This window comes from Neorhizobium fuzhouense (assembly GCF_042611105.1).
Classification (GTDB): domain Bacteria; phylum Pseudomonadota; class Alphaproteobacteria; order Rhizobiales; family Rhizobiaceae; genus Neorhizobium; species Neorhizobium galegae_A.
Map to the genome: position 1 here is coordinate 258,073 of NZ_JBHFFP010000002.1, position 15,463 is coordinate 273,535.

Genomic DNA, 15,463 nt, shown 5'->3' on the forward strand with positions numbered 1-15,463 from the left:
CGTTATCATCTGAGGAACGCTCGGCTGATTTCGAGATCCAATCGCGCCGGAGGCGAGCAATCAAACAGCGCTGAAGAATTGATATTCTACAATCTTTATGGGGAATGAAATAGACTGTCTCGCATCTCCCCTTGGCCGCCGTTAGCCTGTCAGCATCGAACCACCGCTCAGGGATAGCGCAATGACCAGTCAGTTTTCCGCGAAGGCATTTGAGACAGATGATGCTCGCCCGCTACCGCAAGATCGTCCGGCGGATGCAGACAGCCTGAAGCTTGCGCTTCGAAGCCTTGCCGGTGGTGTCAGCATCATCACCACAGGTGAAGGCGAAACGCGCACGGGCGCCACCGTGACATCGGCAACCGCCCTGTCCATCGAGCCGCCGCGCATGCTGGTGGCACTCAACCGGACATCGTCCACCTGGCCGGTTCTGGAGCGCTATGGGTTTTTCGGCGTCAATGTCGTCGGGCCCGGACATCAGGCGCTCGCCAACCAGTTTGCCGGCGTCGGCGGCTTGAAGGGACAGGATCGCTACCGCGGATGGGAATGGACCCGGCTTGCCAGCGGCGCACCGCTGCTGGAAGATGCCGTGGCTGCGATCGACTGCGTTGTCGAGGAAGCGATTGAACGCCATAGCCATGTGATCGTGATCGGCAAGGTGCTGGCCATCCGCGTCTCGGGCGGCCGCTCGCTCGTCTACCAGGGCGGCACCTATCATACGCTCGGCTAGTTCCGCGTGTTTTGACGCAGCCCGTGAACGGGGAAAGATTTGCTTTCCCGATCGGCCTTGCCGGATGAAACGTTCTTCCCGTGGGGCTTGGCCCGTGGCAGCATTCTGAAAGGATTTGGAGGGCCGTACATGCAAAATGTGTTTCGCCTGCCCGTTCATTCGCAACAGGATATGGGGCATCCTTCGACGGAAGAGGAGGCGCTGGCAGCCGCACGGGAGTTCGCCAGGCGCACTGTTGCCTCCGCCTCGCCTAGCGAGGGCCATACCCTGCCCTATCGCGAGCTGGAGTGGATCGCCCATGCCGGGCTTCTGGGGGTCACGGTACCGGCCGAATTTGGCGGGCCCGATCTTGCCAATGCCTCGCTTGCCGATATCGTCGCCATCATGGCCGAAGCCAATCCGCTGATCGGCGAAAGCCTCAAGAGCCATTTCACGGTGCTGGAAACGTTACGCATCGCAGCCGCACCGGCCCAGCAGAAGTTCTTCTTTGCCGGCGCGCTTGCCGGCGAGCAGTTCTGCGCCGTGCCGTTGCAGCCTTCGAACAGGCAGGCAGGTTCATCTGCGCAAGCCCAGCTTTCCATCAACCGGTCGGGATGCAGCCTGACCGGAGAGTTGCGCGCGCTGCTGCCGCTGTTTGCGGACTGGATCGCGGTGTCGAGCCTTGATGGACATGGCCAGTCACACATGGCGCTTGTTCATCGCGACACGGACGAAATCAGCTTCAAGGACATGTCGGCGAATGCCGAACAGGTGGGACAGGAAGCCCCCCTGCTTGTCTTTGCCGATGTGCATATCGCAGCAGACAGCATCCTGACGCTTCCGGCCGAGGGGCAAAAGCCGTCCACGCCGGCAATCCTCTCCCTGCTGCTCGACAGCGCCATCGATCTCGGCATCGCGCGCCGCATTCTGAACGATCTCGCCGCAAGGCAGAGCCGGGAATGGGCCGATCGCGCCGGTCCTGACAGCCGCGACGACGAGGAGCTGCATGTGCTAAATGCGCTCGGCCGGCTGGCCGCAGGCATTGAAGGCTTGGGCGCCATGGTGGAACGGGCGGGCTTGCATCTCGACATTGCCCAGGTCGATGCGACAGTGGAGTCGGAGAACAAGGCCTGGTTGTCGGCGACATCCGCCAACATATTGTCCGGCGAGATCGTCCGGGAGGCGATTGCAGCCATTCTGGATCTGCAGGGCCCGTCATCGCTTCCGGCGATTGCCCATGGTCACGTGGAAAACGGGCGCGTATCGAACCGGCATCGGGCCGGTCACCGCCAGGTTCTGGCCCGGTATCTCATTGCAGCGTCAAACGCTGAAAGAACCACGGCGGTCAATTGACCGAAGTCAGGTTTCGGTCGCAGCGTTCAGGCGTTCCGATGTCGGCTTTTTGTTCTGCACGAATTGCGCAAGGCTGGTGCCGTCGAGAATGGCGGCCATGGCATCGCGCACATCCGTCATCGTGGCGCGAATCTGGCAGTCTTCCGGATGATCGCAATCATCGCAGGGCTCGAACGCTGTCTTGCTGGCACAGCGAAGCGGCGCCAGGGGACCGTCCAGAATACGGATCGCCTGCCCGACGAAGATCTCGGTAGCCGGCTTGGAGAGCGCATAGCCGCCACCCGGCCCCTTCTTGGAGCGAAGAAGCCCGCCATTGCGCAATTCGAGAAGGATCGTATCGAGGAACTTCTTCGAAATATTGTTCTGGGCAGCGATGTCGGCCACGAACGCCGTTTCTCCCGGCGCCAGCTGTGCAAGGTGAACCAGCGCCTTCAGCCCGTATTTGCCCTTCTTCGTCAGCATCGCCTTATGATCATCCCGCTCGGTGTATCGTCTGCATATAGGCGATCAGCGCCACAAAGGGCAAGGGCGCTCGCGATGCTGGTGCAAGGATGACGATTGAGCCTGGCAAGGCCTTCGGCGCCGGCGGGCCCGCCTGGCATTTATCCGGTGAGTCTTGCTGCATGGCTTGCAGCGTTAAACCGCGCAATCGCCGCCTTTCCGAGGATTGTGCGGATCATGTGGCTCTGCGGTGCATGCGCTCTGGCCGTCACGGCATCGCGGTGATGCCGCTCCAGATGATAATCCCGGCGAAGACCGCGATTGCCGCCGAGTTCCAGCGCGAGATCCGTGACCCGGACCGCGTTTTCGATGACCAGGTGACGCAGCATCATGGCGTCTGTATCGACGGACCTGCCGGCATCGACATCGCGACTGACCGATTGCAGCAGCCGTGCATTGGCGGCCAAAAGAACCTCGATCTCACCCAATCCCTCCTGAAGCCGCGGGATCGAGGCAAGCGGCTGCCCCAGACTGGACGGGCTGTGCTGCGTCAGGTGCCCCAGCAGATCGTCACGGGCAGACGTGGCGACACCCTGATAGACGGCGGCCAGCAGCGTGAAGAACACATTGCCGCCAGCCTCGTCGCGTCTGAGAGGCTCGCTTGCCGGCTGTTCGGCTATGATGTGATCGATCGGCACCCGGACATCGCGCAGCACGAGATCGTCGCTCGCCGTGGCATACATGCCCGCCGCCTCCCAGGTCTTCACCTGCGAGATCCCCTGCGCATCCAGGGGCACCAGAAGCTGGATCAGCCGCGGCGCCGGCTCCTGCGTCAGCGCCAGCACATTGGCGAAGGCGAGGCCCGTCAAGCCCGTGACGAAGCTCTTGCGGCCATCGATGATCCAGTGCTCGCCCTCGCGCCGCGCCGTCGTGGCGGGCAGGCCGCCATGGGCGGGCGATCCCATGCCGGGTTCAGCCTGGGCGGCATTCAACAGCGCCGGCCGCCGGCGATTGGCCGCAAGCACCCGTTCCGCCAGATGCGACGGCCATTGGCCACGCCGGATGGCGGCGTGGTTGTTGTAATGCATGGCAAGAACCAGCGCCGTCGAGGGTTCGCCGGTCGCGATGGCGGAAATCACCGCCTGTGCTGCTTCAAGTCCTTCTCCGAGGCCCCCCTGCTCGCGGGCGGTCACCAGCCCCAGCAGTCCTTTCTCGAACAAAGCCCGGACATTGGCGGTGGGAAATTCGCCTGTTCGATCGTGGTGGGCGGCCGTCTGCGCAAAACGCACCGCCAGATCCCGGGCGATTGCGACCGCATCCACCTCGACCGGCGCCCTGGGGAAAGCCGTAGCCGAAACCGTCATGCGACCGCCCTTCCGTCAAGCAGATCCCACGGCCTGTGATCCACCCAGTCAGCCACGCTGAAATCGGCCTCCAGGAAACCCCAGTCGCGCAGAAAATCCTTGTAATGGCCAACCGCGTCGACAAGCGCCGGGTCGAGCGAGAGGCCGAGGTGGCGGTGCACATCCGGGCCGTTGGCGGCAAGCACCTGCTCTTCAGTTGCACCCGCCTCGCGCGCCACGAAGCGCCGGGTCTCCTCAGGGTTCCGTTCAGCCCAGGCGGATGCCTGATGGATCGCGCCGATCAGGCGCGCCACCAGATCCGGCCGCTCGTCCGCCAGCCTCTGATCGACGGTGAGGATGCGCGGCGAGCCGGAATTGATCCGGATCTTCGGATCGGGGTGAAAGCCGAATTCCACGACCGGCACCGCACCGATGAAATTGGCCGCGGCAATGCCGGCGGTTCCCTTGACGAAGATCGCGTCCACCTCGCCCCGCAGGAGCGCCGCGGCCTCCTCGCCAAAAGACTGCCGGCGCTTCAGGCCGAAGAGCGACTGTCCTTCCTGGTCGGCAAGAACCGACTGCGCGATCTCGACATCCACCAGTTGAACATCATCGACGGAAAGACCCTCCAGCGAAAGCGCCGAGACGAGGCCCTTCAGGGCCGTGGCCCGCATGAAATCGACAATGCCTTCGGGACGCTTCGGAATGCCGATACGCCGCCCCACCAGATCCCGGATCGACCGGATGCCGCTCTTGGGAAGCGTCACGATCGCCTGGAACTCGTCCGTCCAGGTGATGCCGACCAGCCGCGTTTGCCGCCCTTCCGATCGGGCGCGAATGGGTGGCACATTGCCGCCGTGGCGGAAGGACCATTCGAGCGTATGGTTGAAATGGCTCTGCCGAACATTTCTGTCCGGAGAGTCGATGATCGATTTCAGCGTCACGCCCGCATCGGAAAACGTCTTTTCCAGAAGGCCGAGTTGCGCGGCAAGGCCGACGGGTGTCGGCACCGGGCAGCGGGTGTACCAAAGTTCAGACAGGGTCATGATCATTGCCTCCAAGGCCATCGGATGTGGCCAGCATCCGGAAAAACTCAGGCTGAGGTGACATAGGCAAAGGCCAGACTGCCGGAGACGCCCTCGGCGCCGACCGTGTGGTCTGCGATGCGCTTGTTGTAGATCGTGATCTCCGGCGGGCTGGCGATATCGATCGCCGGCAGATCCTCCACAAGCAGGCGCTGGATGTCGCGCCACTGTTCGAACCGTTTTTTCGGATCGATCTCAATGGCAGCGGCTTCCAGAAGCGAATCGACCACAGGATTGGAATAGGCAGCACCATTGGAGAAAGGGACACCCTTTCGGAAATTCTTGCTCCAATAGAGCCGCTGCACCCCGACCGTCGGATCGAACAGATTGCTCATGCCCTCATAGGCGAAGTCGAAATCGCGATCCGTGTAGATCCGCTTGGTGTAGGTGGCAAAGTCCTGCGCCCGCACCGTGACCTCGATGCCGACCTTCGACAGCGCCTGGCGGATATATTCGGCGCCCCGCGCGTAACCTTCGCCGCTGGGCACATAGTCGATGGTCAGTTTCGCCCGGATACCGCCGGTCCCACGCTTGTAGCCGGCCTCGTCGAGCAGCGCTTCGGCCGCCTTCAGATCGACCGGATAGGTCTTGAGGTCACCCACATACCATTTTGTCAGCTTGGGATTGATCGGACCCGGATTGATCGAGCCATAGCCGTAATTGACCGTGTTGAAGATGACCTTCTTGTCGATGACATGGGCGAAGGCACGGCGCACGCGCACGTCCTTGAAGAAGTCCTTCTCGAGATTGAACTCGATGCGGCTGACACTGTTGGAATACTGATACCCCTGCGTCTCGAAGCCGATATGCGGCAGGGCCTTGATGCGGTCGAGATCGCTGTAGGGCAGCGGCGTGCTGGGTGCGAGATCGATTTCCCCCGTTTCGATGGCAATCGCCCGTGCGGCCGAATCGGGAATGAAGCGAACGATGAGGCGATCGAGATAGGGCCGCGGCTTGTCCCAGTAGTCGGGATTGCGCTCATAGACGAGATGGCTGCCGCGCACCCATTCCTTGAAGCGGAATGGACCGGTGCCGATCGGCGCCAGATTGACCGGATTTTCCGCCGCTTTCGTCCCTTCATAAAGATGCTTCGGAACGATCGGCGTCTCGGCGGCGGCCAAGGCGGTAATCAGGTAAGGCGCCGGCTTGGACAGCACCAGGATCGCCGTCAATTCGTCCGGCGTCTCCACCGCCGTCAGGTTCAGGAAGGTGTTGCGACCGCGCGGATGGATCTCCCTGATCGTCTGGATGGAAAAGGCCACGTCCGCCGATGTGAAAGGCTTGCCGTCGTGCCACTTGACGCCCGGACGCAGGCGGAAGGTGTAACGCAAACCGTCCGGGCTGATCGCCCATTCCCGTGCCAGAAGCGGCTTCGGGTTCAGGTCGAAATCATAGGTGAGCAGACCCTCGGTGACCTTGGGGGAGACATAGACGGAATTATACGCCGTATGCGCAATGGTGGTCAGAACAGGCGGCTCGGAGGCAAGCACGAGCGTTGCTGTTCCGCCGCTGGCCGGCGCGGCCGCCTGGACTGACACCTGCGTGAGCGACAGGCTTGCGAGCGCAACGGAGCCTTGCAGGAGACGTCTGCGGCTGAGGTGGAATTTGGTGTGCATGAGGCCCTCTCTTTCGGGGCGGCGAGAATTTCTTTCTTCGCCGCCGATGTGTCGCGGATTTTTGCGCAAATGTTCGCTGAATGAGAAAATATGTTCAAATTTAATCCGTAAATCAGCATGAACACCCAATACACAGGGCTAATTCGACCATTCATCGCAAAAAATTTCTCATGCTATTTGACAAATTCTATAAAACTAGTCAACTATCAAGGTCGGAGTTTCGCGGGCTGCCGCATCATCGGATTGACCATATGATTGTATCCAGAAGGCTCTTTCAGCGACTGAGGCGCACCGCCATCCAGGCGGTCCCCACCGTCGTGGGAATTGTGATCCTCAACTTCTTCCTGCTGCAATTCGCCCCCGGCGATGCGGCAGATGTGATGGCGGCGGAAGCGGGCTCGGCGACGGTGGAAACCATGGCGGACCTGCGATCCCGTTTCGGGCTCGACCTGCCTGTCATCCACCAGTTGCTGAACTATCTGAGCAATCTCGCTCATTTCAGCCTAGGCTATTCGCCACGCTACGGCATGCCGGTTGCCGAACTGATCGGCCAGAGACTGCCGGGCACGCTGATCCTGATGGGCGCAGCACTGCTCTTTGCGCTCACCATCGGCGTGATCCTTGGTTCGCTGATGGCGCAGTTTTCCGGTCGCCTGCCGGATCGCGTGCTTTCCGTCGGTTCGCTGCTTTTCTATTCCGTGCCGGGCTTCTGGATCGGCCTGATGCTGATCCTGCTTTTTTCGGTGAAGCTCGGCTGGCTGCCGTCCGGCGGCGACAGCACGATCGGAAGCAGTCTCACAGGCTTTGCCGCACTTGCCGACAGGGCGCGCTATATCGTGCTGCCGGCGCTGTCGCTCTCGCTCTATTATCTCGCAATCTATGCACGGCTGACGCGCGCCGCGATGCTGGAGGTGAAATCGCAGGATTATGTGCGCACTGCCCGCGCCAAGGGAGTTTCGCCGCTGCGCCTCGTGCTGCGCCACATCCTGCGCAACGCGCTGATCCCGATCACCACGCTTGCCGGCATGCATATCGGCGGCATGCTCGGCGGCGCCGTCGTGGTGGAAACCGTGTTCAGCTGGCCGGGGCTTGGCCGTCTCGCTTTCGAGGCGGTGATGGCGCGCGATTTCAGCGTCCTGCTCGGCATTCTTCTTCTGTCTTCATTTGTCGTGATCATCGTCAACGCCACAGTCGATCTGCTGCAGGCCTGGCTTGATCCGCGCATCGGAGAAAGCCGATGACCCTCACACAGTCTTCCATCGCCCGCTCCCCGCGCCTCGGTGCCCTCCAATCGGATGAAGTTGAAGCGGCAACGCCGGAACAGTCCAAGGACTGGCCGTTCCTCCATGCGCCGGATGCACTGACCCAGTCGTCCGCCACCGTGACGAAGGCCGGTCTGCGCCGGGAGTTGCGCATTTTCCTCACCAATCCAAACGCCATCATTGGCCTGGCGTTTCTGTTGACGGTCGTCGTGTTGGCGCTGGCTGCCCCCTATCTCTTCCCGGGCGATCCCCTGGAAATGGTGGCACGCCCCTTCCTGTGGCCGGGGCAGAACCCGGATTATCCGCTGGGCACCGATTCCATGGGGCGTGACGTGCTGGCAGGCATCGTTCATGGTGCGCGGATTTCGCTCACCGTGGGCATCGCCGCCACGCTGATCGGCCTTACCATCGGCATTCTGGTCGGCGCGATTGCCGGCTATTTCGGCGGCCTTGTGGACGATGTGCTGGTCAAACTCATCGAGATCTTCCAGACGCTGCCGAGCTTCGTGCTGCTGGTCGTGTTGGTCGCCATCGCCCAGCCGAATGTGCTGACCGTCACCTGCGCCATCGGCATCATCACCTGGCCGATGGTTGCCCGGCTCACCCGCGCCGAATTCCGGGCCATCCGCGAAAAGGATTACGTGCTCGCCGCCCGCAGCCTCGGCTATGGCCACGTGCGGATCGTGTTCCGCGAGATCCTGCCGAATGCGCTGCCGCCCATCATCGTCACCTCCTCCGTGATGGTCGCCGGCGCGATCCTCATGGAAGCCGCCCTCTCCTTCATGGGGCTGGGCGATCCGAACCGTGTCTCCTGGGGCTCGATGATCGGCGCCGGCCGCGATGTCATCCGCACCGCCTGGTACCTGACGGCGCTGCCGGGCCTTGCCATCGTCTTCACCGTCATTTCGCTCAACCTGATCAGCGATGGTCTGAACGACGCGCTAAACCCGCGCTTTTCGGAGGAACGTCGATGACTGCCCTTCTCGAGGTTCGTGATTTCTCGGTTGCCTTCGGTGCCAGCCAGCCGGTCAAGGGCGTCAGCTTCACCGCCAATCCCGGCGAAATGCTCGCCATCGTCGGCGAATCCGGTTCCGGCAAGTCGCTGACTGCGCTTGGGCTGATCGGTCTGTTGCCACGCCATGCGAAGACGGGCGGGGAAATCCGTTTCGACGGGTATGACCTTCTCGGCCAAAGCGAGCGGGACTGGCGCAGGATCCGCGGCCGCGATATCGGCATGATCTTCCAGGAGCCGATGACCTCGCTCAATCCGGTGCTCACCGTCGGTGAACAGATCACCGAGGTGCTGCGCATCCACGAACGGCTGGATCGCAAGCAGGCCCGGCAGCGTGCCTTGGACCTTCTGGAGCTCGTCAATATTCCGGAAGCGCGCAAGCGCGTCGATGATTATCCGCATCAACTGTCCGGCGGCATGCGCCAGCGCGTGATGATCGCCATCGGCGTTGCCTGCAATCCGAAACTGCTGATCGCCGACGAGGCAACGACTGCTCTCGACGTGACGATCCAGGCGCAGATCCTGCAGCTCCTCGACAATCTGCGCCGCGATCTGAACATGGCCGTCATCCTCATTACGCACGATCTTGGCATCGTCGCGCAATGGGCGGACCGGGTGATGGTGATGTATGCCGGTCGCAAGGTGGAAGAGGGTCTGCCCGAGCCGGTCTTTACCGACCCCTACCATCCCTATACGCGCGGACTTCTGGGCGCCTCGCCGCGCGCCGAAAGCGGCCATCACTATCGCGACGGACCCCTGATCGAAATTCCAGGCTCCATCGTATCCGCGACGGGTGAAAAGGGCTGCGCCTTCCGGCCCCGCTGTCCGAGCGCGCAAGCCTCCTGCGGCTTTGCCGTACCGGCGCTGAGACAGATTGCCGAGGACCGTCTCGCCGCCTGCCCCTTTACCCCGACGCGCTTTGTGAGCCAGATCCATGACGCTTCTCTCCGTTCGTAATCTCTCCACCCATTATGCCGGTGGGCGCGGCACCGTGCGCGCCGTCGATGACGTCTCGCTCACCATCGAGCCGGGCGAAACCGTGGCGCTGGTGGGCGAATCCGGCTGCGGCAAATCCTCGCTCGGCAAATCGCTGATGCGCCTGGTCGAGCCGACATCCGGACAGGTGGAATTCAAGGGCCGGGATGTGACCGCCATGCCGGCCGGCGAGTTGCGCAGTCTTCGCCGCAGCATCCAGATGATCTTTCAGGACCCGTTTGCGTCCCTCAATCCGCGCCAGACGATCCGGGCGATCCTGACGGCGCCGCTGAAGGTTCATGGCATCGGCGATTCAAAACGTCGCCAGCAGATCGTCGAGTCCATCATTCTTCAGGTCGGCCTGCCGGCGGATTCGCTCGATCGCTATCCGCACGAGTTTTCCGGCGGCCAGCGGCAGCGCATCGGCATTGCCCGCGCGCTGATCCTCCAGCCGGAACTGGTGGTGTGCGACGAGCCCGTCTCGGCGCTCGACCTTTCCATCCAGGCGCAGATCCTCAATCTGCTGGTGGAGATGAAGAACAGGCTGTCGCTCTCCTATCTCTTCGTCTCGCACGATCTGTCGGTGGTGCGCTATTTCTCCGACCGGGTGCTGGTGATGTATCTCGGCAAGATCGTCGAAAGCGCGCCGACCGCCGAGCTCTGGGCAGACCCGAAGCATCCTTATACCCGCGCGCTTTTGGCCGCGGTGCCGGATCCCAGCCGCCGCAGAGAGGCAGCGCCCATTTCCGGCGACCTGCCGAGCCCGCACAATCCACCCTCTGGCTGTCGTTTCCACACCCGCTGTCCGCTGGCGACGGACCTTTGCCGCGCGCAGGCACCGGAGCATCGCCTTTTCGGCACCGCCCACGCGGTCGCCTGCCATCATACAAACTGAAGACCGATTGGAGTACAAAAATGGTCGATTATCGCTACCTTGGCCGCAGCGCCCTGAAGGTTTCCCCTTTGAGCCTCGGCACCATGATGTTCGGCGGACCGACGCCGGATGACGTGGCCTTCCGCATTATCGACAAGGCGAAGGACCAGGGCATCAACTTCATCGACACCGCCGATGTCTACCACAACGGCAAGTCCGAAGAGGTCGTCGGGCGCGGCATCAAGGCGCATCGCGACCATTGGGTGCTGGCGACGAAATTCGTCAACTCGCATGTGAAGGGCCCGAACCTCGGTGGCCATTCCCGCAAATGGGTGATCGAAACGGTCGAGAACTCGCTGCGGCGCCTCAACACCGACTACATCGACATTCTCTATTTCCACCGGGCCGTGTTCGATGCGCCGCTGGAAGAGCCGGTGCGCGCCATTGCCGACCTCATCCGCGCCGGCAAGCTGCGCTATTTCGGCGTGTCCAACTTCCGTGGCTGGCGTATTGCGGAAATCTCGCATCTGGCCGACCAGCTCGGCATCGATCGTCCCGTTGCCAGCCAGCCGCTCTACAACATCGTCAACCGCACGGCCGAGGCCGAACAACTGCCGGCGGCGCATCATTACGGCCTCGGCGTCGTTTCCTATTCGCCGCTGGCGCGCGGCGTGCTGACCGGAAAGTATCAGCCGGGCGCAGCACCGGCCGCCGATACCCGCGCCGGTCGTGGCGACAAGCGCATTCTGGAAACCGAATGGCGCCCGGAATCGGTCGAGATCGCCCAGAAGATCGCGGCGCATGCCGCCCGCAAGGGCATCAAGGCCGCCGATTTCGCGCTCGCCTGGGTGCTGAACAACCAGTTGGTCACGGCTGCCATCACCGGCCCGCGTACCGAAGAGCACTGGGACGGCTATATCCGCGCGCTTGATGTGCAGATCGATGCGGAAGACGAAGCTTTGATCGACAGCCTCGTCACCACCGGCCACCCCTCCACGCCCGGCTTCAACGATCCAAGCCATCCGGTGGAAGGCCGCGTGCCGCGCGCTGTGAAAGCATCCGCTCCGGTTGCTGAAGCGCCGCGCGCTGTCGCCTGACCGACACCGCTTCGGGCGGCGGGATCAGCTGCCGCCCTATCCTCTTTATTCTCCTGGAACAGAACCATGCCAAGCACGCTTCGATCCCTCTCTGCCGATCCCGTACCCGCCTCTCCGTTCTCCCGCGAGGAGCTGATCGAAAGCGCGCGACGGATCGCTGCCGATCTGGCCAAGGATGCGGCCCTGCGCGAGCGCGACCGGGTTCTGCCCTTCGACATTTTTGAACAGATCAAGCAGGCCCGTCTGGGGACGCTGCGCATTCCGAAGGCGCTTGGCGGTCCCGGCGGCAGCATCCGCGATTACATCGAGGTGCTGATGATCCTCGGGGCGGCCGACAGCAATGTGCCGCATGCCCTGCGCAGCCACTTCAATTTCACCGAAGGGCTGGTGCTGGGCGGCATCCAGGGCGAACGCGAGCGCACTCTGCTTGCACATGTGCTGGACGGCAAACTGTTCGGCGGCGCGCATACCGAACAGGGCACGCACAAGCCCGGCGAGATCACCACGCGGCTGACGCGTGACGGCGAGAATTTTCGGCTCAACGGCCGCAAGTGGTATGCGACGGGCACGGCCTTTGCCGATTTCGCCAGCTTCAGTGCCCTGGATGATGACGGAAACCCGGCCTACAGTCTCCTGCCCGTCACGCGCGAAGGCGTGACCGTTCTGGATGACTGGGACGGCATGGGCCAGCGGATGACGGCCAGCGGCGGCGTTCTCCTGGACAACGTTCTTGTCCATGCGCATGAGATTTCCAACCGGACGCTGGGATCGCTGGTCGGGCGTCATTGCTCCACGATGCGGCAGCTGCATCTCGCCGCCTCCGCCGCCGGCGCCGTTCAGGGCGCGGTGGAGGAAGGCATCCGCTACGTCCAGAAACAGGCACGCGCCGCAGCCCACAGTGCCGCCGATACCGCAGCCCAGGATCCGTTCGTCCAGAATGTGGTGGGTGAATTGAGTGCGGCAGCCTTTGCCGTGCAAACCCTCATCCGGGAGGGCGCCGGCGCGCTCGACCGAACGGTTGCGGCCTTCGCCACGGGCGATGAAGAGGCAATCGAACAGGCTTTGACGGACAGCGCGCTGACCACGTCGCGCGTCCAGATCGTGACCGCGCAGCTGGCGCTTTCGGCCGCGACCAAGGTGTTCGAACTGGGCGGCGGCTCAGCCACCTCGCGCGACCTCAACCTCGACCGCTACTGGCGCAATATCCGCACCGTCTACAATCACAATCCGCTGCTGCACAAGGCGCGCGTGGTCGGCGATTTCTACCTCAACGGCACCAAGACGCATCTTCTTGAAGGCCGCGTTTTCTAAACCACGATAGGATCGTCATGGGACAGTCAGCCATCCTTCGAGCGACGCAACCCTTGCCGGGGCTTTCCCGGCTGCCGCCGCTGACGGCGCTGAGGGCCTTCGTGGTCACGGCACGCTATGCCAGCTTCTCAAAGGCTGCCGAGGACCTGCACGTCACGACGGCTGCGATCGGCCAGCAGATCCGGTTGCTGGAAACCCATTTGGGCGAAGTGCTGTTCAGCCGCAACCGCGGCGAACTGGTGCTGACGCCCGCCGGCGCCTCGCTCTATCCGGGCCTGTCTGCCGCCTTCGAATCCATCGTCGACAGTCTGGGCGCGCTCTATGCGCAGGGCCGGCGTACGACGCTCCGGCTCATGGTGGATGACGCCTTTGCCAGCCGCTGGCTGGCGCCGCGCCTGCATCTCCTCAACGAAGGCATCGGGGACACCGACCTGGTGATCGAACGATCCATCTCCGGCGAGGCGGACCTTGCCCGGCTGGAGGCGGACTGCGCCATCCTGCCGCTCAGCTACCCGCTTGCGGGACACCACTGCGAACTGCTGCTGCCCGACAGCATTCTGCCCGTCTGCACGCCGGCCTTTGCAGCGCGGCATGAACTGCAGGAGGGCGCGCATCGTCTGCGGGACGTGCCCGTGATCTACGACGCGCAGGCGGAGCCCGAACTCGATTGGCCACGATGGCTGCGGGCCTGCGGCTTTCCAGTGCGGCTATCCGGCAAGGGGCCGCGCCTCACCAGCATTCCGGCATTGATCGAAACGGTGTTGGCGGGCAGCGGCATCGCGCTGGCAAGACATTCGCTCGTCTCGGCCGAGTTGCAGACGGGCCGCCTGGTGAGCCCGCTTGGTCGCGCCATTCCCGTGTCGTCGCCCTATTATCTCATCGCCTCCGATGATCGCCGCCGCCTGCCGCAGGTGGAAGTGCTGTTTGCACTTCTGCATCAGGAAGCAAAGGGCTTCCCCTCCTCTGCTCACTGAGACATGGCGGGCATTTGCCCGCCATGCTTGGTGATCTTTTGCTTATGCGCTCGCCTTGCGGTTTCTTTCCGCAGTGTAAAGACTGTCCGGCCGCGGCAGCCCATAATGATCGCGCAGCGTCTTGCCCTCGTAATCCAGCCGGAACAGCCCGCGCCGCTGCAGGATCGGCACGACCTCGTCGGCAAATATCTCGAAGCCGCCCTTCAGGTAAGGCGGCATGATGTTGAAGCCGTCGGCAGCACCACTCAGGTGCCAAAGCTCGATCCAGTCCGCCACCTGCTCCGGCGTGCCGGTAATGACCTTGTGGCCACGCGCGCCCGCAAGCCGGTGCAACAACTGACGCAACGTCGGCTTCTCCCGGTCGATCACATCCAGCACCAGTTGATGGCGGCTGGCAGCAGCACGGGCCCGTGTCGCGTCCACGGCCTCCTTCGGCACCGGCGCATCAAGATCCGCGCCGGAGAGATCGACGCCGATGATGCGGCGCAGTTGCTGGAGCGAGAAGGCCGGCTGGATGAGATTGTTGAACTCGTCCTCCAGCGCCTTGGCCTCTGCTTCCGTGGAAGCGATAAACGGGCTGAGGCCCGGCAGGATCTTGACGTGATCGGGATTGCGACCCTGGCCCCGCGCGCGGCTCTTGATATCCGCGTAGAACTCCTGCGCGCTTTCGAGCGACTGATGCGCGGTGAAGATCGCTTCCGCAGTGCGCGCGGCAAAGGCCCGGCCATCATCGGAGGAGCCCGCCTGCACGTAGACCGGACGGCCCTGTGGCGAGCGCGGCAGGTTCAACGCGCCCTGCACGCTGTAGAACTCGCCCTTGTGATGAATGGCATGGATATGATCCGTCTCGGCAAACAGTCCGCTTGCCGGATCGACCACCAGCGCATCATCCTCCCAGCTGTCCCAGAGCTTGGTCACGACCTCGACAAACTCCGCCGCCTGCCGGTAACGGTCGGCATGCGGCGGGTGTTTCTCCAGCCCGAAATTGGCCGCCGCGCGATCAGCCGAGGTGGTGACGATATTCCATCCCACGCGTCCGCCGCTGATATGGTCCACCGACGCAAGCAGCCGCGCGAGATTGTACGGATCGTAATAGGTCGTGGAGGCCGTGGCGATGAAACCGATCCGCTCGGTGACGGCGGCCAGCGCCGTGATGGCCGTGATCGGTTCCATCCGGTGGCGCGCCGCATAACGGATGTTCTCATCGAGAACCGGCGCGTCGGCAAAGAAGATTGCGTCCAGCTTGGCAGCCTCGGCTTTCTGGGCGATCTCCTGATAGAGCTTGATGTCGGTAACCCGATGTGGCTCGGACGCTGGATACCGCCAGGCCGCCTCGTGATGGCCAGCCGGATAGATGAAAGCGTTCAGAACAAGCGAGCGTGACGGCACTGTCATGCGATCATCCTTTTTGCGG

14 protein-coding genes are annotated in these 15,463 nt (G+C 63.0%); 9 read left to right on the forward strand and 5 right to left on the reverse strand.

Going from position 1 to position 15,463, the window contains the following annotated elements; genetic code table 11:
• The first annotated feature begins 181 nt into the window (after window positions 1-181).
• Window positions 182-727 carry a flavin reductase family protein gene (locus ACEXP3_RS05000; RefSeq protein WP_210104518.1) on the forward strand — a complete coding sequence of 182 codons (546 nt, stop codon included), beginning with the start codon at window positions 182-184 and terminating at the stop codon, window positions 725-727.
• 129 nt (window positions 728-856) lie between these two features.
• Window positions 857-2,059, forward strand: coding sequence for an acyl-CoA dehydrogenase family protein (locus ACEXP3_RS05005; RefSeq protein ID WP_377296280.1), 1,203 nt, complete (start codon window positions 857-859; stop codon window positions 2,057-2,059).
• Between the two features lie 6 nt (window positions 2,060-2,065).
• On the opposite strand, the gene ACEXP3_RS05010 is transcribed toward ACEXP3_RS05005, so the two are convergent.
• From ACEXP3_RS05010 to ACEXP3_RS05025, 4 genes are all read right to left on the reverse strand, one after another.
• Complete coding sequence (locus ACEXP3_RS05010; protein ID WP_377296281.1) at window positions 2,066-2,521, reverse strand: RrF2 family transcriptional regulator; 456 nt, start codon at window positions 2,519-2,521, stop codon at window positions 2,066-2,068.
• A gap of 140 nt (window positions 2,522-2,661) precedes the next feature.
• Complete coding sequence (locus ACEXP3_RS05015) at window positions 2,662-3,864, reverse strand: acyl-CoA dehydrogenase family protein (protein WP_377296282.1); 1,203 nt, start codon at window positions 3,862-3,864, stop codon at window positions 2,662-2,664.
• Window positions 3,861-4,895: an ABC transporter substrate-binding protein gene (locus tag ACEXP3_RS05020; RefSeq protein ID WP_377296283.1), complete on the reverse strand. Its 1,035-nt coding sequence runs from the start codon at window positions 4,893-4,895 to the stop codon at window positions 3,861-3,863. Before ACEXP3_RS05020 ends, ACEXP3_RS05015 begins: the two co-directional genes overlap by 4 nt.
• 41 nt (window positions 4,896-4,936) lie before the next feature.
• Window positions 4,937-6,544 carry an ABC transporter substrate-binding protein gene (locus ACEXP3_RS05025; protein WP_377296284.1) on the reverse strand — a complete coding sequence of 536 codons (1,608 nt, stop codon included), beginning with the start codon at window positions 6,542-6,544 and terminating at the stop codon, window positions 4,937-4,939.
• A gap of 251 nt (window positions 6,545-6,795) precedes the next feature.
• On the opposite strand from ACEXP3_RS05025, the gene ACEXP3_RS05030 reads away from it, so the two are divergent.
• The 7 genes from ACEXP3_RS05030 (at window position 6,796) to ACEXP3_RS05060 (ending at window position 14,049) form a co-directional block, all read left to right on the forward strand.
• Window positions 6,796-7,785 (forward strand): ABC transporter permease, encoded by a 990-nt coding sequence (locus ACEXP3_RS05030; RefSeq protein WP_210104513.1) that lies wholly within the window; start codon window positions 6,796-6,798, stop codon window positions 7,783-7,785.
• Entirely contained in the window at window positions 7,782-8,780 is a 999-nt protein-coding gene (locus tag ACEXP3_RS05035) for an ABC transporter permease (protein ID WP_377296285.1), read from the forward strand. Before ACEXP3_RS05030 ends, ACEXP3_RS05035 begins: the two co-directional genes overlap by 4 nt.
• Window positions 8,777-9,775, forward strand: coding sequence for an ABC transporter ATP-binding protein (locus ACEXP3_RS05040; RefSeq protein WP_377296286.1), 999 nt, complete (start codon window positions 8,777-8,779; stop codon window positions 9,773-9,775). Before ACEXP3_RS05035 ends, ACEXP3_RS05040 begins: the two co-directional genes overlap by 4 nt.
• Window positions 9,753-10,688: an ABC transporter ATP-binding protein gene (locus ACEXP3_RS05045; protein ID WP_377296287.1), complete on the forward strand. Its 936-nt coding sequence runs from the start codon at window positions 9,753-9,755 to the stop codon at window positions 10,686-10,688. Before ACEXP3_RS05040 ends, ACEXP3_RS05045 begins: the two co-directional genes overlap by 23 nt.
• Window positions 10,689-10,708: 20 nt before the next feature.
• Window positions 10,709-11,764, forward strand: a complete 1,056-nt coding sequence (locus ACEXP3_RS05050) for an aldo/keto reductase (protein ID WP_377296288.1) — start codon at window positions 10,709-10,711, stop codon at window positions 11,762-11,764.
• Between the two features lie 66 nt (window positions 11,765-11,830).
• Window positions 11,831-13,075, forward strand: a complete 1,245-nt coding sequence (locus ACEXP3_RS05055) for an acyl-CoA dehydrogenase family protein (protein WP_377296289.1) — start codon at window positions 11,831-11,833, stop codon at window positions 13,073-13,075.
• Window positions 13,076-13,092: 17 nt separating this feature from the next.
• Window positions 13,093-14,049, forward strand: a complete 957-nt coding sequence (locus ACEXP3_RS05060) for a LysR substrate-binding domain-containing protein (protein WP_377296290.1) — start codon at window positions 13,093-13,095, stop codon at window positions 14,047-14,049.
• Window positions 14,050-14,091: 42 nt separating this feature from the next.
• Here the strand turns inward: ACEXP3_RS05060 and ACEXP3_RS05065 are convergent, their stop codons facing one another.
• A complete protein-coding gene (locus ACEXP3_RS05065; RefSeq protein ID WP_377296291.1) occupies window positions 14,092-15,444 on the reverse strand; it encodes an LLM class flavin-dependent oxidoreductase in 1,353 nt (450 codons plus the stop codon).
• Window positions 15,445-15,463: the final 19 nt, after the last annotated feature.

Excerpts from the sequence above, each read along its gene's own strand:
- ACEXP3_RS05065 (WP_377296291.1), bottom strand. The coding sequence starts at position 15,444 with ATGACAGTGCCGTCACGCTCGCTTGTTCTGAACGCTTTCATCTATCCG.
- ACEXP3_RS05055 (WP_377296289.1), top strand. The coding sequence starts at position 11,831 with ATGCCAAGCACGCTTCGATCCCTCTCTGCCGATCCCGTACCCGCCTCT.
- ACEXP3_RS05040 (WP_377296286.1), top strand. The coding sequence starts at position 8,777 with ATGACTGCCCTTCTCGAGGTTCGTGATTTCTCGGTTGCCTTCGGTGCC.
- ACEXP3_RS05000 (WP_210104518.1), top strand. The coding sequence starts at position 182 with ATGACCAGTCAGTTTTCCGCGAAGGCATTTGAGACAGATGATGCTCGC.
- ACEXP3_RS05005 (WP_377296280.1), top strand. The coding sequence starts at position 857 with ATGCAAAATGTGTTTCGCCTGCCCGTTCATTCGCAACAGGATATGGGG.
- ACEXP3_RS05060 (WP_377296290.1), top strand. The coding sequence starts at position 13,093 with ATGGGACAGTCAGCCATCCTTCGAGCGACGCAACCCTTGCCGGGGCTT.
- ACEXP3_RS05025 (WP_377296284.1), bottom strand. The coding sequence starts at position 6,544 with ATGCACACCAAATTCCACCTCAGCCGCAGACGTCTCCTGCAAGGCTCC.
- ACEXP3_RS05020 (WP_377296283.1), bottom strand. The coding sequence starts at position 4,895 with ATGATCATGACCCTGTCTGAACTTTGGTACACCCGCTGCCCGGTGCCG.
- ACEXP3_RS05050 (WP_377296288.1), top strand. The coding sequence starts at position 10,709 with ATGGTCGATTATCGCTACCTTGGCCGCAGCGCCCTGAAGGTTTCCCCT.
- ACEXP3_RS05035 (WP_377296285.1), top strand. The coding sequence starts at position 7,782 with ATGACCCTCACACAGTCTTCCATCGCCCGCTCCCCGCGCCTCGGTGCC.
- ACEXP3_RS05045 (WP_377296287.1), top strand. The coding sequence starts at position 9,753 with ATGACGCTTCTCTCCGTTCGTAATCTCTCCACCCATTATGCCGGTGGG.
- ACEXP3_RS05010 (WP_377296281.1), bottom strand. The coding sequence starts at position 2,521 with ATGCTGACGAAGAAGGGCAAATACGGGCTGAAGGCGCTGGTTCACCTT.
- ACEXP3_RS05030 (WP_210104513.1), top strand. The coding sequence starts at position 6,796 with ATGATTGTATCCAGAAGGCTCTTTCAGCGACTGAGGCGCACCGCCATC.
- ACEXP3_RS05015 (WP_377296282.1), bottom strand. The coding sequence starts at position 3,864 with ATGACGGTTTCGGCTACGGCTTTCCCCAGGGCGCCGGTCGAGGTGGAT.